Origin of the sequence: Akkermansia sp. UNK.MGS-1, from assembly GCF_000980515.1 — a bacterium.
In the GTDB taxonomy this organism is placed as follows: domain Bacteria; phylum Verrucomicrobiota; class Verrucomicrobiia; order Verrucomicrobiales; family Akkermansiaceae; genus Akkermansia; species Akkermansia muciniphila.
Genome location: NZ_LBCB01000012.1, coordinates 142,805 through 165,170, shown reverse-complemented (window position 1 = coordinate 165,170; position 22,366 = coordinate 142,805). Strand labels below are relative to the sequence as shown.

The window sequence follows — 22,366 nt, the reverse complement described above, 5'->3', positions numbered from 1 at the left end:
GTATTGGCTATCTTTACTTGTAGCTGCGGATGGCAAGGTGCACGTTCTCGAAGGTCAGCGGTTCCTTGTGGAGAACAGGCAGGCTGTCCACGCCAGTGTATTCCCAGGCGGCTACATAGGCGTATTCATCGTCGTTGCGCTTGGCTTCGCCGTCCGGCAGCTGGTATTCCACGCGGAAGTGGGCGCCGCAGGATTCCTGGCGGTTCAGGGCGTCATAGCAGAGCAGCTGGGCGAATTCCAGGAAGTCGGCCACGCGGCAGGCTTTTTCCAGTTCCGCGTTGATGCCGTCCGCCGTGCCGGTTACGCGCACGTTTTCCCAGAATTCCTTGCGGAGCTGGGGAATGCGTTCAATGGCGTGGGTCAGGCTTTCTTCCGTGCGGGCCATGCCGCAGTCTTCCCACATGATGAGGCCCAGTTCCCGGTGGAAGGAGTCCACCGTCTTGGTGCCCTTCACATTCAGGAGCTTGTTGATGCGTTCCTTCACTTCGTCTTCCGCAGCCTTGAATTCCGGGGCGGCGGTGGTGACGGCACCGGGCTTGGTGGTCGTCAGGTAAGCGGGCAGCGTGGCGGGAATGACGAAGTAGCCGTCAGACAGGCCCTGCATCAGGGCGGAGGCTCCCAGGCGGTTGGCGCCGTGATCGGAGAAGTTGGCTTCACCGAGGACGTGCAACCCCTTCACGTTGGACATGAGGTTGTAGTCCACCCACAGGCCGCCCATGGTGTAGTGGGAGGCGGGGTAGATCATCATGGGCGTTTCATGGGGGTCGTCGTCCGTGATTTCTTCGTACATGTCAAACAGATTGCCGTATTGGCCGTCAATCCATTCGCGGCCCATGCGCTTGATTTCATCCGCAAAATCCAGGAAGACGCCCTTGCCGGTGACGGCCACGCCGCGGCCGTCGTCGCAGGCTTCCTTGGCGGCGCGGGAGGAAATGTCGCGCGGAGCCAGGTTGCCGAAGGAGGGATACTTGCGTTCCAGGTAGTAGTCCCGTTCTTCTTCGGGAACATCGGAAGGCTTGATTTCCTTCTTACGGATTTTTTCTGCGGTTTCACGGGACTTGGGCACCCAGATGCGGCCGCTGTTGCGGAGGGATTCCGACATCAGCGTCAGTTTGGACTGGTAGTCGCCTTTGACCGGAATGCAGGTGGGGTGGATTTGCGTGAAGCAGGGGTTGGCGAAGAAGGCACCACGCTTGTAGGCTTTGTAGGCGGCAGTGACGTTGCAACCCATCGCGTTGGTGGACAGGAAGAACACGTTGCCGTAGCCGCCCGTGCAGAGCAGGACGGTATCCCCTGCGTAGGATTTGATTTCGCCGGTAACCAGATTGCGGGTGACGATGCCCTTGGCTTCGCCGTCCACCAACACCAGGTCCATCATTTCATGGCGGGAGAACATTTCAATGTGTCCCTTGGCCACTTCCTTTTCCAGGGCCTGGTAGGCACCCAGCAGGAGCTGCTGGCCCGTCTGTCCGCGTGCGTAGAAGGTTCGCTTGAGCTGGGCGCCGCCGAAGGAGCGGTTGTCCAGCAGGCCGCCGTATTCACGGCCGAAGGGAACGCCCTGGGCCACACACTGGTCAATGATGTTGGAGGAGACTTCCGCCAGACGGTAGACATTGGCTTCACGGGCGCGGAAGTCGCCGCCTTTAACGGTGTCGTAAAACAGGCGGTAAACGGAGTCGCCGTCGTTCTGGTAGTTCTTGGCCGCGTTAATGCCGCCCTGGGCCGCAATGGAGTGGGCGCGGCGGGGGCTGTCCTGGTAGCAGAAGCATTTGACGTTGTAGCCAAGTTCGGCAAGCGTGGCGGCAGCGGAGGCGCCAGCCAGGCCGGAACCTACCACAAGTACCGTGTACTTGCGCTTGTTGTTCGGATTGATCAGTTTGGACTCAAGTTTGTACTTGGACCATTTGTCCTGAATAGGGCCGGAGGGAATTTTGGCATCCGGCATCCAGTCGCTTACGGGAAAATTAATCATGACTTTGAGAGGAGTTGATGGTTATTTGATGATACCCAGAAGAACCGAGACCGGCACGGAGATGAAGCCCAGGCAGATAATCGCGCCGTAGGCGATGGCGATAAAGTTGTAGAAGGGCCGGATTTTGCGGGAATCGACGCCCACAGTCTGGAAGATGGACTGTACCCCGTGGCGCAGATGGCTGAACAGCATCAGAACGGCCAGGATGTAGAAGGCGGAGCACCATACGTTGGAGAATCCGGTCACGATCATCTTGTACACGTCAAAGGTTTCCACCGTACCGTCGGAAATAAAGGTGGTGAACTGGGCGGGGTCGTATCCCACGCGCAGGGTGTACTGGTACAGGTGGTAGATCAGGAACACCAGGACGGTCAAACCGGTGTAAATCATGTAGCGGGAGGAGAGCGTTGCCTTAATGGTGTTCTTGAACACGTAGGGTTCGCGGGCCGCATGGTTTTCCAGCTTCAGCTGGATGGTCAGCCAGACGTGGATGATGAAGATCACCGCAAGCCCCGCGCGGATTCCCCAGAGGGCTGCTTCCGGCATGGAGTGCAGGCCGTGGGCGTAGGTGTTGATCCATTCAGGGCCTCCGAAGATGAGAAGGTTGCCTGCCAGGTGTCCCGCAAGGAACAAGACCAAACATAACCCCGTCAGAGCCACAATGATTTTGCGGCCGATGGAGGATGTCACGAATGTACATATGGTTTTTACTAGTGCATTCATAGGCGCTCTAATGAAATAAATGCGTCTTCACAGGATGCCCGGTTCAAGCCCGGATGGCAAGCCTCTTCTTGAATTTCCGGCGCTTTTCGGATTTTTGAAAAACCGGGGAAAGAGGTTGCTGTTTATCAGTTTGGAATGGTTATCATTTTGTTGCCTGTTCCGGCTTGACGAGGCTTTCCGCACAGGCGTATCGTCTGTGCATGAAAAGAAGTAAAAAGGAGGTGCTGGACGCGGATTTCGCAGCGACGCGCGCCGGCGTTCTGGATGTGGCCGCATTTCTGGACCGGGTGGACCGCGGGGAAGGGGAGGCGGATTTCCGCTACCATGCCCTGATGGATGTTCTTCCCCTCTTGTCCGCATCCGGCCCCGGACGCGTCCGGGCCATTCTGGAAGCCCTTTCCTACAGGGATGACACCGTGCCGGAAACCGCCGCAGCCAAAGCGGCCTGCGGAGCCCCGAACCTCAGCAAATAAGAATGATGGCTTTCATAGAACCTCATATACATATGGTGTGCCGCACCACGGACGAATACCGGGCCATGGCGCAGGCCGGCTGCCTGGCGGTAGGGGAACCGGCGTTCTGGGCCGGTTACGACCGTTCGTCCGCGGACGGTTTCCGGGATTATTTCGTACAGCTTACGGAATGCGAACCCGCCAGGGCGGCCAAGTTCGGCATGGACCATTACACATGGCTGTGCATCAATCCCAAGGAGGCGCAGGACGTGGCTTTCGCGCGGGATGTGATGAAACTGATTCCGGAGTTCATTGACCGGCCCAATGTCCTCGGCATCGGGGAAATAGGGCTGAACCGGAATACTTCCCATGAAATGACTATTTTTGAAGAGCATCTGGATCTGGCGGTGCGCCTCAACCAGCTTGTGCTGATTCACACTCCCCATCTGGAAGACAAGCTTAAGGGGACCGTAATGATTCTTTCCGCCCTGAAAAACCGTCCGGATCTGGACCCTTGCCGCGTGCTGGTGGATCACTGTGAGGAACATACCTTCCCGCTGGTGAAGGAGGCCGGTTACTGGGCCGGGCTGACCCTTTATCCCACCAGTAAGCTGAATCCCAAGCGGGCGGCGGATATTCTGGAATTGTACGGAATGGACCGTGTCTGGGCCAATTCCGCGGCGGACTGGGGGGATTCCGATCCCCTGGCGCTGACGGCCCTGGCCTGCGAGCTACGCAGGCGCGGTTTTTCCCGGCAGGAAACGGAACGTCTTCTCCTGGAAAATCCGGAGACATTCATGGGACAGTCCCCGAAGTTCCGGAAAGTGTCGTCCCGCTAATTCCGCCCGAGGCGCGGCGGAGGGTACGGCCCTCTAGTCCCCGTCCGGGAAAAAGACGGTGAGGACGGCGCCCAGGATGACCGCCGCGTCATCCAGAAGGCCCAGCCTGCCGATTCCGTCAAACAGGAATTCGTCGGGAGTCAGGATGTAGGCGCCGGCGGCGGCCAGAAGGCATATATTCCGTTTGTTGAAAAAACGCGGTTCTCCTTTTCTGCTTTTGAAATACCGGAACAGGCGCAGTAGCAGCTGCTGTTTTTGAAGGTTCATGGACGGGAACGGGGGATAAAGGTTCAAGCTCAGCCATTTTCCCACTCCTTTTCCCTGTTTCGGGGAAGGAGTCTGTTGCCGACGGACGGAAACCGCAGCGATCCGGACCGTGCGGGGAAATGGATTGCTGAAAGGATGGGCTGTTCCGGATGCTGAGGGAAGCCGGGCTTTGCATGCTCCGGTTCCGGCTGTCCCGGCATGGGAAAAAGGGGCGTGTACGGAAGTGGGGCGGGGCCGGAAGCTCTTGAAATGACCCTCCCGGGGGAGCCTGAATGCCATTTCCCCGTCAAGTGCTGGCCGTGAGGGTACCGCAGCAAATGGAAGCTTCTTCCCCCCTGTTTTTTCCGGCAGATGTTTGAACGGATAAGGAAAAGGCCGGCTCACGATTTTGTGAGCCGGCCTTTGAATATAGGGAGGCGGACGGTACAGGCTTATGCCCTGCGGCGGCGCATCATCAGCGCGGCCAGTCCCAGCAGGCCCAGGGAAGCCGTGGCGGGTTCCGGGATGCTGGCGATTTCACTCATCAGTTGACCAACTTGTTCCTGGGAAAGGAGGGAGTCGTGAATGTAGAGCTGTTCGATGGATTCAGCCAGTCCTGCGTCCATGAGAATCTGATCAATTTGCTGGTTGCCGAATTTCAGGCCGCTGTTGGAATAGTACGTAGTGCTGTCTCCAAAATAGATGCGGGTGCCAAGATCTCCGGTGACTACGGAAATGGTCAGGGAACCTTCCGTGCCCAGCGGGGTGTCAACGACAGGCCCGCTGTAGGAGGTGTTGTTCCATAATCCCTGGAGTTTCCGGTCCGTGTTCAGGCCCACGCCCCAGCTTACACTGCTGTTTTTGGCGTTAAACAGAGCGGTATAGGCGTCCGGAGTGTTGATTTTGGACAGGTCAAGAACCATCGTCACAGACATAACGTCGCGGTTGTTGGCACCGTATCCGTTGAAGGTTATCCCGGATAACGTCAGATTGCTGTCGTCAGACGTGATGGAAACGGAATCTTTCAGGGTGCCGAAATCCGCCGTTTGGGAGGCAAAGTCCGAATATCCCACGATGGAGCTATCCAGCAGAGAGGTAGCCGCGGTAGCGCTTAGGCTCATGCCGACCGAAAGAATCAGGGTGGATAATAATTTATTCATGGTCAGTATCTTAATAAAATGATGCAAGATTCAATGTATGTACTTGTGCTTGAATAACGAATTTGGAATCCGTATAGGAATTCCTGTGTCCTCTTTGTCATCAAACTGTCTGGAAGAGAATTGCTGATATGACGGTGCGGTGAAACGGCATGAATGAAGTTGGCGAACCTTTTGATTAATAAACGACTATTTTTACTTGACTACGGATTCCAAAACCGTTGCAAAATATATGAAATGAGAGAGAAAATTTCAGCAACGGATCATGCGGCGCTGGCCATTTTAAAAAAGACAGGGCTGGATGTGGTGGAAGCCGCCCAGCTGGCGCATGAATTGCTGCAGGCCAGCAAAGGGCGCGGCAGCCGATGGAAGAGGGCAAGGGAATGCATCCGGCTGGGAGAGGAAGCCCTGGTTGCCAGAGGAAAAACGGTAGTGTTCAGGAAAGCCGTGGATGAGGCTATGGAGGCTCGGCAAGATCGCAGGAAAAGAACTAGGGATGATTTTCGTTATATCAGCCGGCGTTTGTTGAGGTTTTGTCCGGAAATAGCCCGAAGGCCCGTACGCTTTATCACGCCCCGGGAATGCCGCGCCTGTCTGGAAAAATCATTTGATACCCTTAGGCAGAGGCATAAGGCCCGGTTGGTGCTCAGCGGTATTTTCGGAACGGCCGTGAAACGCGGATGGTGCACGGAAAACCCTGTGGCGCATGTGGACCTGCCGAGGCTGAAGGAGCATTCCATTCCCGTGCTGTCCCTGGAAGAAATGCGCCGGTTGCTGGCTGCTGCGGAAGAGTATGACGGAGGGGCGTGCCTGGCCGCGGTTGGGCTGATGCTGTATGCCGGCATCCGCCCGGAAGAAGTGAGAAGGCTGGATTGGGCACAGATTAATTTAAGGGAGGGAATGGTTTCCCTGAGGGCGCGCCACAGCAAGACGGGAGGAGCCCGCATTGTGACGATCCAGCCGGTTTTGGGAAATCTGCTGGAAAGAGCGGTTGCTATGGGATCTGTGTCGGGAAGCGTATGCCCGCGCAACTGGCCGGCGAAGTGGAGGGAGCTGAGACGGTTGGCCGGGTGGGACGGGAAGGAAAAGAAGTGGCCTGCGGATATGTTAAGGCATACGTTTGCCAGTTATTTTGCCAGGCATTTCAAGAATTTGCATGTATTGCAGATGGAAATGGGGCATGCTTCTTCCGATTTGCTAAGAACCAGGTATTTGAATATGGAAGGCATTACGGAAATGACGGCTGCCGTTTTTTGGGGGAACTGCCATGCAGGGCGCCACGCCATTAAAAATGGCCGCCCCTGAACAGAAGCGGCCAGCTGTTGACGGGATGATACCGTCCGGCAATTAGAAGTTGGTGCGGAAAGCGATATTGTAGCTCCATCCGGTAAAGCCTTTCTGCCGGCTGGCGTCCGTGCCGTTGGAATGGGCGTATTCGATGCCCGCCATGATCTTGGCCATGTTTGGGCTGCATTCGAAAATGTAGTAGTTGACGCCCAGGTACAGGGCCTGCATGCAGTCGGAAGTTCCGGAATAAGTGGAGTTCTGCGTATAGCGCTTTTCCCATTTTACGGCGTTGCTGCCCGCCGCCATCTGGTAGCGGACCACTCCTTCCCAGTGGGGGGTGAACTTGTAGGACGGCATGACGGTCACGCCGAAGACGTTTTCAGCCCCCGCTTTCATGCCGATGACGTTGAAGCCGGCCATGACTTCGGTCATCAGGGAGAAGTCCCCCTCGGAACCTTCCCAGGTCAGGGCTACCACGTCCCTGGCTCCGGTACCCTGGTATTTGGATTTAAAGCCGTAACCGGTCAGTTTTTCATACGCCTTGTTTTGGGCGTCGTCTCCCCACTTGGTGAAATTGTGGGCGTAATCCAGCCACAGACGGCTTTTCTTCAGGAAAACGTCGTTAGACGTGTCATAGCTCAGCGTGCCGGTGATGAAGCAGTTGTCCCGGGAATTGAAAGCGGGTTCAATGCGGTTGTTGAACGTGCCGGTTCCGGTGCCCCCGTTGCCGTTCAGCCAGACGCCTGCTGCCCAGCCGAGCTTATCCTTTTTGTCGGAATTGTTCACCTGGAATCCGTAATTGGTTTCCGAGCGGAGCTGGTTGACCAGCATGGAGCGTTCGATAGTCAGAATGGCGGAGGAGGATGTTCGGTATTCCCCGGTGATGCGCGGCTTTATTTTGCCGATGGCATAGGTGACGGGGCCTCCCTTGTATTCCAGATTCAGTTCGTAAAGGGAGTAGGTCAGGTCGGAGGTGTCCCATGTGTTGGTTTTTGCATTGTAGCTTTCCAGGCCGTCCATGCCGCCGATGTTCCAGACGTTGTTGAGCTTGAAGTTGTTCAGAAACTTCATGTTGAACCCGGCGCGGAAGCGGCGCCATTCATCGTTGAAGCGGTGGCCGTTGCCTTCCTTTTCTCCCATGACGCGGCCTTCGCCGTTCGGGTCAATCCAGTCCAGTCCGTACTGCATGCGGAGGGAAACGTTGAATTCCTGGATGTAGGGATTCTTGTGGTCCCGTTCCGAGTTGAACCACTTGAAACGGTCGCCGAGCCATTTGCAGGCGGAAAAGTTGTCACGGGCCGGCAGGGAGTTTCCGGTAGAGGGTGCGGCAGCGGCAAAGGCGGAGGCTCCGAGAGTCATGAGGCCGATGACGGGGAGAGTATAGGTCTTCATTTGTTTTCTATGGTTGGTTTGTCTGTGAGAAGGTCTTCCGGGGAAGGTTCTTCCTCCCGGAGACGGCTTCTGTCTATCAAACCAGCCACAGGAGTGTCCAAGGCTTAAGGGTGACAAAATAGCCACCCGTCCCCCTTTGGCGGTTACAAGGTCATGCGGAGCCATGCCCTGGCGTCCAGGGCGTCTGCGGCGGCGGCCACTTCCGCCTTTCTCTTGCTGGCCCCGGAACCGGCTCCAATGGCGTGACCATGCCAGAAAACGCGGGATTCAAAACGGTTTTCGGCGTCTCTCGGCCCTTTTTCTTCCGTTTCATAGGAAGGAGTTTCGGGCAGGATGTCCTGAAGGATAGCCTGGAGTTCCCCCTTGGGGTTGATTTCCTTGGGATGGCTGGCCGCGGAATCCAGAGCTTCATGGAGGACGCGCAGGGCCACAGCCTTGGCCGTTTCATAGTTGGAATCCAGAGACATGGCTCCGAAGACGGATTCAAATGTGTTGGCGATGATGGAATTTTTGCTCCGTCCGCCGGCCCGTTCCTCCCCCTTTCCCAGGGCAATGTGTTTATCCAGCCCCAGGATAAAGCCGTATTTGCCCAGATTGGCGCGGCTGACGGTTCGGGCGCGCAGCTGGGTCAGTTCCCCTTCCGGGGATTGGGGCATGTGGTGGTAAAGGTACTGTGTGACGGCCAGCTGAAGAATGGCGTCTCCCAGGAATTCCAGCCGTTCATACGCCCGGCGCGTTTCCGGCTTGCTGTCCGTGCTGGGGTGGGTAAGGGCCTGAACGAGCAGATCCGGATTGTTGAAACGGTAACCCAGCTTGTCTTCCAGCGCGGTGTGATTCATCCCGGAAATGCTAGGGCCGCCGTTCCGGAAATGCAACTCCAAACGGAGAGAGCTTCCCGGCGGGGACGGAATTTGTTTTCCCGCGTCATCCCGGCCGCTCCACAGCTTTGACATATGGGAGGAGGGGTATAGAATAGTTTGCGAACGAACGTTGGAGACGATGATGAAGAAGATTGAACCAAAAGAGATTCAGGATAATGCCGTACAATTGATCGGGGGCGACTGGATGCTGGTGACGGCGGGTTCTCCGGAGCATTTCAACATGATGACGGCCAGTTGGGGCGGTTTGGGGTTCATGTGGAAGAAGCCCGTGGCGTTTGTCGTTATCCGCCCCCAGCGCCATACCTTCCGTTTTATTGAGGCCGGGGACGAGCTGACGCTTTCCTTTTTCAGCCATGAGTACCATAAGGCTCTGACCGTGTGCGGAACAACGAGCGGACGGGATACGGACAAGGTGGCCGCCTCCGGCCTGACGCCATACGTGACGGAGAACGGCAATGTAAGTTTTACGGAAGCGCGCCTGGTGTTGGAGTGCCGCAAGCTGTACGCGGAGCCTCTTAACCCGGAAGCCTTTCTGGATAAATCTATTGTGCCGGAGTGGTATGCCGCCGGGGATTTCCATAAAATGTATATTGTGGAAATCCTGAACGTATGGGTGAAGGAATAGCGTCCCGGAAATGCCGCAGGCGGACGCCTGTTCGTTGTTTCTGTCCGCGCTTTTTCAGAGGGGGGCAAGGGTTCCATCCTCCAGCCGGAAGGCTGGCAGGGGGCACGGAGCATCGTGCAGCCAGTCCAGATGGGTGGTGGTGATGAGGCTCTGCGCGTCCGCTGGAAGCGACTGCAGAAAGGCTATCCGGCGCGTGGGATCCAGCTCCCCGAAGACATCGTCAATCAGGTGGATGGGTGTATGTCCCGTTTCTTCCGTCAGGAGGGAGGACTGCGCCAGCTTCATGGAGATGGCGGTGGTGCGCTGCTGCCCTTCGGAAGCGAATTGAGCGGCGTTTCTGCCGTTCAGCGTGATGTCCAGGTCATCCCGGTGGGGGCCGTTCTGGGTTTGTCCGTACCGGATATCCCGGTCCATGGAGGCGCACAGCCGTTCATACAGGTCTCCTTCCTCCGAGGCGCGGTAAGCGATGGAGACCTGTTCCTGCCTTCCGCCGATATTGCGGTAGGCCAGGGCGATATGGGGCGCCAGGAGCGCCAGCAGATGGGCGCGCAGGTTTCTCAGTTCCGTGCCGTGCAGGGCCAGCTGGCGCGTGTAGGCGTCCAGCTGGAGTTTGTCCCGGTGCCTGTGCTTGAGCAGGTAATTGCGCGTTTTCAGCGCCCGGCGGTAGCTGAACAGGGCCAGTCTGTAGCCTGGATGCCACTGGCTGCCCAGAAAGTCCATGTATTTCCGGCGGGCGTCCGCGCCGGCCTGCACCAGGGAAAGGTCGTCATTCCCCATCCATACCACGGGATAGCTGTCCGCCAGGTAGCTGCGCTGGTCTTTGCGGGGCTCTCCGTTGACGCGGAGGTCCGGAGCGTCCGGCGCCCACAGGATGCGCCGGATTTGCCCCGGAAGTTCTCCGCGGATGCCGAAGGATTGTTTTCCGTGGGAGACCAGAGGTCCGGTCCGGGCTGTGCGCGGGGATTGCAGGCGCAGCAGGAAGCAAACGGCCTCCAGCAGGCTGGTTTTTCCCCGGGCGTTGTTTCCCAGGATGATGGCCCCCTGCTGCGGAATCTGCCAGGAGAAGCTTCCGTAGCAACGGAAGTCCATTAATTTCAGCCTGGAGATCATGGGGCCGGGAAAGGGGGGTTATTCCGCAGGGAGGGAGCGGATGGCGTCCATGATTTTGTCCGTCAGGTGCTGGTATGCATCTTTTCCTTTGGCGTTGAGTTCCGCCGGCGTGAAGGGGATGGGGTCTCCCACCGTGACCGTGACGGGGCGGAGCCTGGGAAACCGGGCGCCGATGGGAAAGGCTTCATACGCACCGCTGATGCGCAGGGGCTGCACGGGAACTTTCGTTTTGCTCAGGATGAGGCCGATCCCGCCCATGCCGTCATGGATTTTACCATCCGGCGTGCGGGAGCCTTCCGGAAACACGAGTACGCGCTTGCCGGATTTCAGCAGGCGTATCACGTGCTTGAGGCTGGCGGCATCCGGGTTTTCCTGGTCAATGGGGATAGCCTGGCAGAGGGGCAGGGCCCATTTGAAAATGCCCTGGAACAGCGTCTTGCGTGCGAAAAAATAGATGCCGTCCTCATAAGAAATGCCCAGCATGGGCGGATCCAGAAAGCTCTGGTGATTGCTGACGATGAGCACGGGGCCGTCTTCGATGAGTTTTTCCCGGTTGACGACTTTCCAGGAGAAGAAGGCTTTGGAAATGCTTTTGAAGAGCGTGTAGAAAACCCAGTAGAAAGAGTTCATCTGGAGGAGAGTTTTTGTTGGATGTTGTCGGTGATGAAACGGACGACCTGGTCAATCGTCATGTCTGACGTATCCACCAGAAGAGCGTCAGGCGCCTGCGCCAGCGGGGCGGTGGCGCGGGAGGAATCCTTGCGGTCCCGCTCCGCGATGGAGTCCGTCAGTCCCTCCGCAGCGCGGCGCGCGGCCCTCACTTCCTCGGAGGCGGTGACGAAGTACTTGAACGGCGTATCCGGAAAAACCACGGTGCCTATGTCCCTTCCTTCCATCACGACGGGTTCCCGGCGGTTATATTCCCGTTGCCGTTCCACCAGCAGGGCGCGTACTTCCGGGATGGCCGCAATGGTGGAAACATGGTCGTTGACCTGCTGGCTCGTGAGTTCTTCGCCCAGCACATGCTGTCCGCACAGAACTACGGATTGGCTGCCGTCCTTGCCGAAGGAGAGGGGCACGGCCGGCAGGGATTCCAGCACGGCCGCCGTGTCCGCAGGGTTGATGCCCTGTTCCAGCATGTACCAGGTAACGGCCCGGTACATGGCCCCGGTGTTGATGAACGTATAGCCGAGGCGGTCCGCGATGAGCTTGGCGACGGTGGATTTTCCGGAGGCGGCGGGGCCGTCAATGGCGATGGCTGGATGCATGAGTGTCTTCTGAGTTGGAAATGGGGGCTAAAGCCGTTTGAATTGTAGCTTTGAGCCCTGTGGAAATCAAGACTGCGTTCCGAAGGGCGTTGCAAAAAGAGTTTCACTTTTTCCCGTAAATCCGTTATACAGCGGGGCATGGCCCAGCTCAAACACCCGAAGATGGTGGACATCAGAGACATTTTGGACGAGAATACGCGTCTGCCTGCTCTGGTGGCCGCGTCCGCCGAAAAGCTGCTGGGCCTGGAACGCCTGAACAAGGCGTACGACAAGATCGTGCGCGACAAAGAATCCGGTTCTCAGGAAAATTTCTTTCAGCTTGCCTCCAGGCATTTGAACCTGAAGCTTCAGCTGCGCCCGGGGGACCTGGAAAATATTCCTAAGAAAGGGCCTGTCGTTGTCGTTGCCAATCATCCGCACGGCTTGTCGGACGGCATCATGTTCGGGGAGCTGCTTACCCGCGTAAGAGAGGATGTCCGCATCCTGGTCAACGAGCAGCTTTCCCTGTGCGGGGAGCTGGATCCCTGGCTCATCAAGGTGGACGTGTATGAGGATGAGAACGCCCGGCGCAAAAACCTTTCCGGTATGCGCAAGATGATTTCCTGGCTGCGGCAGGGCGGGGTTCTGGGCATTTTCCCCGCCGGCACGGTCTCCAGTTTTTCCCTGGCCCACAAAAGGGTGACGGACGACCCTTGGAACGCGAATATCGCCGCCATTATCCGCATGACGAAAGCGACGGTGGTGCCCGTATATTTCCCGGGGCGCAACAGCCTGCTGTTCCAGGGCATTTCCCTGATCAACCGCAAGGCGCGCGTGGCGTTCCTTCCCCGTGAAGTGGGTCGGGACGGCCGCCGGACACACCGCATTGTGGTAGGCAAGCCCATTCCGTTCAGCCAGCTTGGACAGTATGATTCCGATGAAGCCATCGTCTCCCATCTGCGCCTGCGCACCTATCTGCTGGGCAAAAGTTATGAAAAAAGCCGCCGCCCCCATGTGCACAAAAAGGACCGGAAGGCGAAGATGGCCGCGCTGACCTCCCCCGTTTCCGTGCAGGATATGCAGGCGGAAATCGACGCGCTGCCCCCGGAGTGTCTGCATGCCCGTCAGGAAAATGGAGATTGGGACGTGTACGTGGCGGATGCCCTGCAAATCCCCAATATCCTTATTGAAATAGGGCGTTTGCGGGAATATACTTTCCGCCAGGTAGGGGAAGGTTCCGGCAACGCCTGCGACCTGGATACATACGACAACCATTACAAACACCTGTTCCTGTGGGACAGAACGCACCAGAAAATTGTGGGCGCCTACCGCATGGGGGAAACGGACAAAATCCTTGCCCGCTACGGTGTCAAAGGGCTGTACAACGGAGAATACTTTTCCTTTTCCCCTGCCGCTTTGCGGGTGCTGGACCGCTCTCTGGAAATGGGGCGCGCCTTCATTGTTCCGGAATACCAGAAGAGGCCGCTGGCTCTCGGTTTCATTTGGGAGGGCATCGGCCAGTTCATGGCCCGCAACCACCATTACCGCTACCTGTTCGGCACGGTCAGCATTTCCCGGGATTACACCAACCTTTCCCGCGCCCTCATCGTCTCCTATCTGAAGGCGCATGAAATGGAGCCCGTGCTGGTGAATGAGGTGAGGGCCTACAATCCGCCCCGTAAAGCGGATCTGAAGAGGTCGGAATCATGCATCCTCCCTCTGGGGCTGGCAGATGCCCAGGGGCTGTCCCAATTGGTCGCTGATATAGAAGAGGATGGCAAGGGCATTCCCGTATTGCTTCGCCAATATCTGAAATTGAACGGCAAAATTCTTTCCTTCAGCGTGGACAAGCATTTTGGCGACGTATTGGACTGCCTGATCCTGGTGGACATTTTCAAAACGCCGGAGCGTTCCATCAAGCGTTATCTGGGCAAAGACGCGTATGAACAGCTCCTGCCTTACATGCAGCGGGAGAAAGAGGAGGAAAAGGCGGCGGAATAATTCCGCAGGCGTTTTGCGTGGCTCTGCCCCCGATTCTTAACGGGCTAGCTGAAGTGCCTGTAACCTGGGGGAAGGGCGGAGGCCGTTTCCGCAGTCATTTCCCCGATGACGGTGAGAGGCGTTTCCGGAAAATGCTCCGCGGCCAGTTGTGCCGCCCGTTCTCGGTCGCCGGGACGGAAGGTCACCAGCAATTCGTAATCCTCCCCATCCCCTACAGCCTGGGCCGCAGTGAACCCCGGGCGCACGGGAAGAAGCTCTTCATGAATACGGAACCCAAGCCCGGAGGCGGCCGCCAGCCGGGGGAGGTCGGTGCCCAGCCCGTCGGAAAGATCCATCATGGAGGTGGCTACGCCGGAGGCGGCCAGGATGCCTCCTTCCCTGACACGCGGCATGAAGGAAAGATGGTGACCGGTGGGAAAGCTGCCGCCGAGCGTTCCCGTTACGGCAATCAGATCCCCCGCCCGCGCCGTGCTGCGCAGTACGGCTTTGCCTTCCTCCACTTCTCCGGTCAGCGCCACGTTGATGATAAGCCCGTCCGCGGGCAGGCCGGAGCTTTCCCCCCCGGCGATGCTGATGCCGAACTGCCGCGCCAGCCGCCCCATGCCGCGGTAAATTCCTTCCACCTGGGAGATAGGGCGGTCTGCGTGCACGAACAGGGTCACCAGTGCGTGAAGGGGCGTGCCGCCCATGGCCCCTATGTCTGAAACGGCCCGTGCCAGCGCCTTCCTCCCGATTAGCTCCGGGTCCGTTCCGGGCAGGAAATGCATGCCTTCCACCACGCAGTCCGTTTTCAGGAGCAGCTGGCGGTTGCCAGACCCCCGGATGATGGCGCAGTCGTCTCCCGGCCCCGTTTCCAGGGACGGATTGGAAGGCATCAGGGGCAGGAGGCGGGCTACCAGCGCATCCTCTCCCGTCTGCCGGATGCTGGGCTCAGGTTCCATACGGAAGAAGGATGCCGGGATACAGAATGTTGATGAGAGTGGCGGTGTTGAAAATGCAATGGGCGATGATGGGCGTCCAGATGCTGCCCGTGTATTCGTACAGCAGCACCAGTACGGCTCCGAAGATTGCCAGGGGGATGAACGGAACCAGGCTGACGTGGATGATGCCGAAGAGGAGGGAGGTGGTGATCAGGGCAAACCAGACGCCCATGTATTTTTTCATGATCGGGTACAGATAACCGCGGAAAATAAGTTCCTCCACCAGAGGGGCGGCGATGGCGGCGCTGAAGCAGATAACCGTGATCAGGGGAATGTCGCTGGAATGCCTCAGCACGGAAACAATGGATTGTTCGGCCGGGGCGTTGGTGGCGTGTTTAATCCACTGGAACAGGCCCGCCTTGTCCAGCAGGAAATGGATGGCCAGCACAAGCAGATAACCTGCCGCCGGAGCGTAGAGGAGGACTTTCAGGGAATGTTTTTTCAATCCCAGTGCCTCCATCCGGCCCGTATGGAACATGCGCACCAGCAGGACGAAGGCCAGAATGAGATTCAGGCAGGTTCCGTTGAAAACCTTGTAGCTGTCCAGCTCCATGTTGGTTGTGCTGGGCGGAGCGGAAGCCCCCGGAGGCGTGGCTGCCGCCAACAGGGCCCCCAGGCTGAAGTAAAGCACGATGATGCCGCACATGGCGATGTCCAGCATGTCCAGATGGCCTACGGGAATGCGCCATTTCAGCGGATGCCGGGTATCAGGCGCATGATTCCGGCGGAATATGTTTACCGCCACGGCGAGGAACATGACGGTAATCAGGATGGAAGAGAACAGGGTAATGAGCTGGTCCGTTAATTCATTCATGGAATAGGCATGTGTGGAATGGGCCGCCCTTCCAGGGGGCCGTGCCGGAAGAAAAGCTCCTGTTTCTTTAGTGGAAACACGGTGATTTTCCAGCAGAAAATGAGCTATCTCCCCTCATTCCGCAAAAAAAAATCATAAGGAAAGGGAATGAATACTTTTCAAGGAAAAGCGGGTATGCTACGTTCCCAACGGATTATCGCCATGAATATTCAACCCAAAATCACGCCTGTGCTGGACCCCGGCTTCGTGCCGGCCGTTCTTTGGAATCAAGCTTTTGAGGCCAAAGCCGCCGCCGATCCTGCTTCTCATCAAGTGGATATCGCTCTGACCCGCAATGACGGGACCTGTTTCCGCTGGTCCGGCAAGCTTCTTCCCCATACCGGAGAAAACATTGCCCTGAATGAAACCTATGTGGAGCGCATTGTGAAATTCCTGCTGTGGCAGAAGGGCGGCAATATCATCCTCGTCGCCGGGGATGACGCTATTGCGGACATGCTGGCCTCCCGCTATTGCAAGGGCGGTATCCGCGAATTCGACTGGGATTTCATCGGCAAGAAGATTTACGGCTCCCCGATTGAAGTGAAAAAGGTTTCCGTGGAAGAACTTCCCGAGGAATACTCCGGCTCCATGACACTGGGCCGCAACCTGGACGGATGCCGCATCGGTTTTGACCTGGGCGGTTCCGACCGCAAATGCGCCGCCGTGGTGAATGGGGAAGTAGTTTATTCCGAGGAAGTGGTCTGGGACCCTTACTTCCAGAAGGATCCCCAGTATCACATTGACGGAATTCAGGATTCTCTGGAACGCGCCGCCGCTCATCTCCCCCGGGTGGACGCCATCGGCGGATCCTCCGCCGGCGTGATCATCAACAGTGAAGTACGCACCTCCTCCCTGTTCCGCGGCGTCAGCCAGGAAGACATTGAAAAGACTCTCGGCAAGGTATTCCGCACCCTCCAGAAGGAAAAATGGAACAACATTCCCTTTGAAGTGGTGAATGACGGTGAAGTCACCGCCCTCGCAGGGGCCATGGGCATGAACGATAACGCCGTGCTCGGCGTGGCCATGGGCACCTCCGAGGCCGCCGGCTACGTGGATCCGGAAGGCCACATCAAGCCCTGGCTGAATGAACTGGCTTTCGCCCCTGTGGACTACTCGGAGGAAGGCGGAGTGGACGAATGGTCCAAGGATATGGGCGTAGGCGCCCTTTATTTCTCTCAGCAGGCTGTGGCCCGCCTGGCCCCCCGCGCCGGCTTCCAGTTTGAAGGAATGCCCTTCCCGGAACAGCTTAAAAAGGTTCAGGCCGCCATGGCGGAAGGCGACGAACGCGCCCGCAAGATTTATGAAACCATCGGCGTGCACTTCGGCTATGCCATTGCCCATTACGCCAGGTTCTATGATATCCGCAACCTGCTCTTCCTGGGCCGTGTGGCTTCCGGAGACGGCGGCCAGATCATCATTGACAAGGCGGAAGAAGTGCTGCGCACCGAATTCCCCGAGCTGAAGATCCAGCTCCGCGTGCCGGATGAAAAGACCAAGCGCCACGGACAGGCCGTAGCCGCCGCTTCCCTTCCGGCTCTCTCCTGACGGGATTAATCAAATTTGCGGGAGGGGCCCTGGCTGGGGTCCCTCCCTGCTCATATTCGGAGGGGGGCGGACAATCCGCGCCATTTTTCCTCCTTCCTTTTTTCTGATTCCCGTTCCGCCGCCCTGCGTTCATGGTTCCCCAGCAAGAAAACATCGTCAATTGCCCGGCGTGCGGACAGCCCATGGATGTTTCCCTGCTGCCTCCGTACGCCAACGCCATTTGCCCGGGCTGCCAGGCGCTGACGCGTGTAAAAACGCGCATGGGGCCTTATCGTATTACCGGAAAACTGGGAAAAGGCGGCATGAGTGTGGTGTTCCGGGCGGAGGATGCCGTTCTGGGGCGGGAAGTGGCCCTGAAAGTGCTGAATGATACTTATGCCGGGGATGCCCTGCGCTGCGAACGTTTTGAACGGGAGGCCCGGATCATGGCGCGGGTTTCCCATGAAAATCTGGTGCAGCTTTATGCCGTTGGGCGTGACCAGGGCCTTTTTTACATTGCCATGGAGCTGGTGGAGGGCAATGGCCTGGATGCCCTGATTGCTGCGGAGGAACGTGTGCCGGAAGACAGGGTGCTGCGCCTGACGCTGGATATCGTGCGCGGGCTGGACGCCGCATGGAATGCGGGCCTTATGCACAGGGATATCAAGCCCGCCAATGTTCTTTTGTCCCCCGACGGAGTCGTCAAAATCGTGGATTTCGGCCTGTCCCTGCTTCATAGCGAATCCGACATGGAGCGGGAAATATGGGTTACTCCTTATTACGCCGCGCCGGAAACGCTGCTGCGAGGAGAGGAGGACTTCCGTACGGACATGTACGCTTTGGGTGCTACCATGTACCATTTGCTGGCAGGTGCGCCTCCCCGTGTGGACGCTTCCCAGTCTTCCGATATTCTTCTGGAGAACAAGAAAAATCTCCCTCTTCTGGAGCAGGTGGTGAACGACATTTCTCCAATGACCTGTTTCATTGTGGACAGACTGATGGCTTTTAATAAAGAAGACAGGTTTTCTTCCTATCCCGAATTGATGGATGCCGTGGAACAGGCGCAGGAGGAATACGCCCGGGCCATGCAGGAATCCGGTCTCACCTGGGCGGAACGGCGCGCGGTGGAGGCCCGGCACGCACGGCGCAGGAAATGCCGCATCATCGTTGCCTCCTCCATTGTTTCCGTAGTGGCGCTGGCGTTGGGCGTTTGGGGATGGGCGGAATGGCGGGAGGATGGAGCTCCTTCTCCCGTAACTCCGCCTTCGCCTATTTCTCCTGCGGCGGAAGCAGCCTTGGAAGACAGGGAGGCGGCGGAATCGCGGCTGGAGCGCAGCATACGCTTCGGCAAACTGTTTAACGAAGCCCAGGAATCCCTGAACCGTGGGGATCTGGTGAAAGCCGCCGCCATGTTCGGCGATTTGGCGGCTCAGCCGGACTGCCCCCTGTCCACATCCCTTTGGGCCGGTTTGAACCAGGTTCTGTGCATGTGGGTGCGCGGCCAGTTCCCGGAAGGGGTGGAGCGTCTGGAAGAACTGGGCAGAAAGATGGAAGCCTGCGGGGACCCTGAGGAACTGGAACGTTCCAGGGATATTGGCAACCTGGTCATGTACCTGAGCTCCGCAGACTGGTCTTCCCGGATGCCGGGGCTGCGCTCCAATTCTGACCTGGCCGTGCATTATTATGTGGGCATGGCGCTGAAATCCTGGTACTTTGCCGGGAGATGGACGGAATACGGCGGCTTTCTGGACCGGGTGGCCGCTGATGCGGCGGATGACCGGGACAGGAACGTCCGTGAGCTGGCTTCCGCGTGGCTCAGCAACCTGGAGAAGTATACGGACCAGTACGCGCGCTTGAAACGTCTTCAGGACATGCCGGAAAAAACGGTGGCTGAAGTAGAGGCCAAACGGTCCGCGGCGGACTTCCTGCGGGAACAGATGGTCATTGGGGAAGTTCCTTCCATGTCTCCGGCTTATGCCGCGCTGGAAGGAATACTGGATCATTTGAGGATGCAGTACCAGGCTGCGCGGGACTGGGAGGCTGCGGAAGCCGTGAAGGCGTCTGAAAGGAAAAAGGCGGAAGAGATGCAAAAAAAACTGGAGGAGGAAAAGAGGAGGGAAATCCTGCTGGCCGCCCAATCCAGAAGTTATGAAGACGTCTGCCGGGAAGCGGAGGGCATCATGAAGGAAACCGGTGATTATGAGAAAGTTTCCACTGTTTATGGAGAGGCTGAAAAAGTCATTTCCTCTCCTGCGGTGAAAGCCCGTCTGGCCATGCGCCGGGAAATGACGGACCAGATGCTGCCGTTGTTCTCCCGCATGGAGAAACTTTTGCCCGTACTGTTGGAAAAGAAACCGGGGAAAACTCTGGTGCTCAGAGATGGCTCCAGGGTGCGCCTGAAAGGAATGAAGGGACATCTGCTGACCGTGGAGCCTCAGGACAGCCGGGAAGGAAGCGGTGCGTACCAGGTCAGTTGGAACGAGCTTCCGTTCAACTCCCTGCATGCTCTGGCGCGGGAATGCCGCCAGAAGCAGCCTGCGGAATTTTCTTCCCTGGAGGATACGTATTCCAAGCCTTTGCTTATTTTTGGCAGGCTGACGGGAACCATTTCCTCCGCACAGCAGGAAAAAGCATTGCTTCAGATGGACCGCTCTTTCATTGAAAAATGGAATTTATGGATGAACAGTCTGGAGGCGGAGGAAGGGCTGCCGGGAGACGATGGAAAATCAAGTTGATTCCGGAAGGGAATAAAGGCCCTTGAAAGGCGGCGGATTGCTGCCGCCGGCAGGTTTCTGCCCCCGCCGCGTGTTTTGCCGGCTGCCCCCGGGCCGGAAAAAAGGAAAACCGTCCGGGCAAATGCCTTTGTTCCGGATTTGGAGAAAAGTAATGGTGATGAAGTAAAATTTGCTTGCCTAGGGTACTTCGGACAGGTCTCATAGCCGCATGAGACTGATCAGCTTTCTGACGCTGGCATGCGTGGCCGGCTTCCTCTCTTCATGCAGTTGTGATTGTCATAAGCCCGCGGACTTCGCTCTGAAGGATTACCAGCCTACCTCCAGCAAGCAATTCCGTTAACTTCCCTGTATGTTTGAAATCCGCGAAAAACCGGAAATGGTGGAACGGGCCATGCTCGTTTCCATTTACTTCGATCCCTCCGAGGCCGGGGAAAAACAGGCCATGCTGGATGAGCTGGAAGACCTTGTCTCCAATCTCGGCATCGGCATCGTAGGGAAGCACCTCGTCAAGTCCAGGGACATGCACGCCAAATTCCTGTGCGGCACCGGAAAGGCGCAGGAAGTGAAGCAGCTGGCGCTGGATTGCCGGGCGGATTGCGTTGTTTTTGACAATATGCTCTCCCCTTCCCAGCAGAGGGAATGGGAACGGCTTGTTGACGAATGCGTCATTGACCGTGAAGAGGTCATTCTGGACATCTTTGCCAGGCGCGCCCGGACACGGGAAGCTACCCTGCAGGTGGAACTGGCCCGCATGCAGTATTCCCTGCCGCGCATGGCCCGCATGTGGAACCACCTGGACCGCCAGGGCGGGGGCTCCGGCGGCGGCAAGGGAGGCGGCGGAGCCGCCAGGGGGGAAGGTGAAAAGCAGATTGAAGTGGACCGTCGCCTGGCGCGCGCCAGAATTGAGGCTATTCAAAGGGAACTGGTCCTGGTGACCCGTCAGCGCACCACGCAGCGCAAGGAACGGGAGCGCCAGGCCGTCGCCACGGCCGCCATTGTAGGTTATACCAATGCCGGAAAATCCTCCCTCCTGTCCCTGGTGTCCGGGTCTGAAGTCATGGCCAGGGATATGCTTTTTGCCACGCTGGACACCACAACGCGGAAGATAGAGCTTCCCCATGGGCAGCCGCTGCTGCTGACGGATACCGTGGGCTTCATCCGCAACCTTCCGCACCGTCTGGTGGAAGCGTTCAAGTCCACGCTGGAGGAAGCCGTTCTGGCGGATTTCCTGATTCAGGTGGTGGACGCTTCCGATCCGGAAGCCGTGCGCCATTATGAAACGACTCTGGAGGTTCTCAACGAACTGGGTGCGGGTGACAAGCCCATGATCGTGGTTCTAAACAAGGTGGACTTGGTGCCGGAAGAACGGCGCGGGGCCCTGGAAACGCTGCTGGCGCCTCATTTCAGCGGCAGGGTGGTTCCCATGTCCGTGAAAGAAGGGAATGGTGAGGGAGACCTGCTGAATGCCTGCGTGGAAATGCTGGAAAGCCGTGTCCGGCGCGCCCGGTTCCTGATTCCCTATACCCGCAGCGACCTGGTGGCCGCCATGCATAGTGAAGGCAAGGTTTTCTCTACGGAATATGTAGAGGAAGGGACCTTGCTGGAAGCTGTGCTTCCTGTGGCCTTTTACAATAAACTGGAATCGTTCCTGGCAGACAGGTAATCCCCTGTTCCTGAAGCCTGGGGCTTTGCCTTGCGCTCCGAAGGCCGTTTCGGGGCGGGAAACGCCTTTTCTTCCGGAGACAATGTCCGGATTCCTGGACGGGTCAAACCCGGTATCCCAGGCCGTTCAGGCATTTCATCACATCCCTGACAGGCAGTCCGATGACGTTGTCCGTATCCCCGCGCACGGAGGAAATAATCATCTCCCCGTGTTCCTGAAAGGCGTAAGAGCCGGCCTTGTCCATCACGTCCACCAGTTCCATGTAATGGAGGATGTCTTTTTCCGTCAGCTTCCGGAACGTTACTTCCGTCAGCACGGCCAGGTTTTTCATGCCCAGCGGGGAACGGATGGCAACCGCCGTGCAGACATGGTGCGTGCGTCCGGAGAGCTTCCGGAGCATGGACCGGGCTTCTTCTTCATCTTCCGGCTTGCCAAGAGGAAAGCCTTCCAGAAAAACGAGCGTATCCGCGCCGATGACGGTGGAATCCGGATGTTCCTGGAACACGGTTTCCGCCTTGGCGGCGGCATTGTGCAGGCAGAGTTCCTGCGGGGGCATGGAAGCCTCTTTCAGTTCTTCCGTGCCCCGGACAATAATGGAAAAAGGAATGCCGGTTTTCTCCAGCAATTCACGCCGCCGGGGCGATTGGGAGGCCAGGATGACGGGCGGAATCATGGGAGA

21 protein-coding genes are annotated in these 22,366 nt (G+C 57.8%); 9 read left to right on the top strand and 12 right to left on the bottom strand.

The genetic code is table 11. The annotated features are described in order from the left end of the window. Nucleotides 1–13: 13 nt before the first annotated feature. Both WW58_RS08345 and WW58_RS08340 read right to left on the bottom strand, forming a co-directional pair. Nucleotides 14–1,972 carry a fumarate reductase/succinate dehydrogenase flavoprotein subunit gene (locus WW58_RS08345; RefSeq protein ID WP_012420029.1) on the bottom strand — a complete coding sequence of 653 codons (1,959 nt, stop codon included), beginning with the start codon at nucleotides 1,970–1,972 and terminating at the stop codon, nucleotides 14–16. Nucleotides 1,973–1,993: 21 nt separating this feature from the next. Beyond that, nucleotides 1,994–2,695, bottom strand: a complete 702-nt coding sequence (locus tag WW58_RS08340; protein WP_012420030.1) for a succinate dehydrogenase cytochrome b subunit — start codon at nucleotides 2,693–2,695, stop codon at nucleotides 1,994–1,996. 200 nt (nucleotides 2,696–2,895) lie between these two features. Here WW58_RS08340 and WW58_RS08330 point away from each other — a divergent pair, with 200 nt between their 5' ends. Both WW58_RS08330 and WW58_RS08325 read left to right on the top strand, forming a co-directional pair. Then, complete coding sequence (locus tag WW58_RS08330; protein ID WP_046436823.1) at nucleotides 2,896–3,168, top strand: hypothetical protein; 273 nt, start codon at nucleotides 2,896–2,898, stop codon at nucleotides 3,166–3,168. 5 nt (nucleotides 3,169–3,173) lie between these two features. After that, entirely contained in the window at nucleotides 3,174–3,986 is an 813-nt protein-coding gene (locus WW58_RS08325; protein ID WP_035196335.1) for a TatD family hydrolase, read from the top strand. A gap of 33 nt (nucleotides 3,987–4,019) precedes the next feature. Here the strand turns inward: WW58_RS08325 and WW58_RS13350 are convergent, their stop codons facing one another. Further along, complete coding sequence (locus WW58_RS13350) at nucleotides 4,020–4,253, bottom strand: DUF1232 domain-containing protein (protein ID WP_012420033.1); 234 nt, start codon at nucleotides 4,251–4,253, stop codon at nucleotides 4,020–4,022. Nucleotides 4,254–4,684: 431 nt separating this feature from the next. Further along, nucleotides 4,685–5,392 carry a PEP-CTERM sorting domain-containing protein gene (locus WW58_RS08315; RefSeq protein WP_146023965.1) on the bottom strand — a complete coding sequence of 236 codons (708 nt, stop codon included), beginning with the start codon at nucleotides 5,390–5,392 and terminating at the stop codon, nucleotides 4,685–4,687. 234 nt (nucleotides 5,393–5,626) lie between these two features. Between WW58_RS08315 and WW58_RS08310 the strand changes: the two genes are divergently transcribed. Further along, nucleotides 5,627–6,694 carry a tyrosine-type recombinase/integrase gene (locus tag WW58_RS08310; protein ID WP_046436818.1) on the top strand — a complete coding sequence of 356 codons (1,068 nt, stop codon included), beginning with the start codon at nucleotides 5,627–5,629 and terminating at the stop codon, nucleotides 6,692–6,694. Nucleotides 6,695–6,736: 42 nt separating this feature from the next. On the opposite strand, the gene WW58_RS08305 is transcribed toward WW58_RS08310, so the two are convergent. Together WW58_RS08305 and rnc are read right to left on the bottom strand one after the other, a co-directional pair. Then, the gene (locus WW58_RS08305; RefSeq protein WP_046436817.1) at nucleotides 6,737–8,068 is read right to left on the bottom strand and encodes a porin; all 1,332 of its coding nucleotides are present in this window, start codon (nucleotides 8,066–8,068) and stop codon (nucleotides 6,737–6,739) included. A 143-nt stretch (nucleotides 8,069–8,211) separates the two neighbouring features. Further along, on the bottom strand, nucleotides 8,212–8,907 hold the full coding sequence (gene rnc, locus WW58_RS08300) for a ribonuclease III (protein WP_046436874.1): 696 nt from the start codon (nucleotides 8,905–8,907) through the stop codon (nucleotides 8,212–8,214). Between the two features lie 163 nt (nucleotides 8,908–9,070). Between rnc and WW58_RS08295 the strand changes: the two genes are divergently transcribed. Then, nucleotides 9,071–9,574, top strand: a complete 504-nt coding sequence (locus WW58_RS08295; protein ID WP_046436872.1) for a flavin reductase family protein — start codon at nucleotides 9,071–9,073, stop codon at nucleotides 9,572–9,574. A 54-nt stretch (nucleotides 9,575–9,628) separates the two neighbouring features. Here the strand turns inward: WW58_RS08295 and recF are convergent, their stop codons facing one another. From recF to cmk, 3 genes are read right to left on the bottom strand one after another with little or no spacing between them, the layout of a single operon-like run. Continuing rightward, nucleotides 9,629–10,684: a DNA replication/repair protein RecF gene (gene recF / locus WW58_RS08290; protein WP_046436815.1), complete on the bottom strand. Its 1,056-nt coding sequence runs from the start codon at nucleotides 10,682–10,684 to the stop codon at nucleotides 9,629–9,631. Nucleotides 10,685–10,702: 18 nt separating this feature from the next. After that, a complete protein-coding gene (locus tag WW58_RS08285) occupies nucleotides 10,703–11,314 on the bottom strand; it encodes a lysophospholipid acyltransferase family protein (protein WP_022197634.1) in 612 nt (203 codons plus the stop codon). Then, nucleotides 11,311–11,952, bottom strand: coding sequence for a (d)CMP kinase (gene cmk, locus WW58_RS08280; protein ID WP_046436813.1), 642 nt, complete (start codon nucleotides 11,950–11,952; stop codon nucleotides 11,311–11,313). The genes WW58_RS08285 and cmk overlap by 4 nt, the downstream gene beginning before the upstream one ends. Before the next feature lie 138 nt (nucleotides 11,953–12,090). On the opposite strand from cmk, the gene WW58_RS08275 reads away from it, so the two are divergent. Then, nucleotides 12,091–13,932 (top strand): lysophospholipid acyltransferase family protein, encoded by a 1,842-nt coding sequence (locus WW58_RS08275; protein WP_051729305.1) that lies wholly within the window; start codon nucleotides 12,091–12,093, stop codon nucleotides 13,930–13,932. Between the two features lie 44 nt (nucleotides 13,933–13,976). Here the strand turns inward: WW58_RS08275 and WW58_RS08270 are convergent, their stop codons facing one another. Together WW58_RS08270 and WW58_RS08265 are read right to left on the bottom strand one after the other, a co-directional pair. Continuing rightward, a complete protein-coding gene (locus WW58_RS08270) occupies nucleotides 13,977–14,873 on the bottom strand; it encodes a thiamine-phosphate kinase (protein ID WP_046436811.1) in 897 nt (298 codons plus the stop codon). Then, complete coding sequence (locus tag WW58_RS08265) at nucleotides 14,863–15,726, bottom strand: CPBP family intramembrane glutamic endopeptidase (RefSeq protein WP_046436809.1); 864 nt, start codon at nucleotides 15,724–15,726, stop codon at nucleotides 14,863–14,865. Before WW58_RS08265 ends, WW58_RS08270 begins: the two co-directional genes overlap by 11 nt. Before the next feature lie 201 nt (nucleotides 15,727–15,927). Between WW58_RS08265 and WW58_RS08260 the strand changes: the two genes are divergently transcribed. The 4 genes from WW58_RS08260 to hflX all read left to right on the top strand — a co-directional run bounded on the left by WW58_RS08260 (nucleotide 15,928) and on the right by hflX (nucleotide 21,687). Further along, nucleotides 15,928–17,310 (top strand): ROK family protein, encoded by a 1,383-nt coding sequence (locus WW58_RS08260; RefSeq protein WP_012419642.1) that lies wholly within the window; start codon nucleotides 15,928–15,930, stop codon nucleotides 17,308–17,310. A 131-nt stretch (nucleotides 17,311–17,441) separates the two neighbouring features. After that, a complete protein-coding gene (locus WW58_RS08255) occupies nucleotides 17,442–20,024 on the top strand; it encodes a serine/threonine-protein kinase (RefSeq protein WP_102758730.1) in 2,583 nt (860 codons plus the stop codon). A gap of 208 nt (nucleotides 20,025–20,232) precedes the next feature. After that, nucleotides 20,233–20,364 carry a hypothetical protein gene (locus WW58_RS13345; RefSeq protein ID WP_012419640.1) on the top strand — a complete coding sequence of 44 codons (132 nt, stop codon included), beginning with the start codon at nucleotides 20,233–20,235 and terminating at the stop codon, nucleotides 20,362–20,364. A 9-nt stretch (nucleotides 20,365–20,373) separates the two neighbouring features. Continuing rightward, nucleotides 20,374–21,687 carry a GTPase HflX gene (hflX, locus tag WW58_RS08250; RefSeq protein WP_046436805.1) on the top strand — a complete coding sequence of 438 codons (1,314 nt, stop codon included), beginning with the start codon at nucleotides 20,374–20,376 and terminating at the stop codon, nucleotides 21,685–21,687. Between the two features lie 103 nt (nucleotides 21,688–21,790). Here hflX and WW58_RS08245 read toward each other — a convergent pair whose 3' ends face one another. After that, nucleotides 21,791–22,360, bottom strand: coding sequence for a Maf family protein (locus tag WW58_RS08245; RefSeq protein ID WP_046436803.1), 570 nt, complete (start codon nucleotides 22,358–22,360; stop codon nucleotides 21,791–21,793). Between the last annotated feature and the right edge of the window lie 6 nt (nucleotides 22,361–22,366).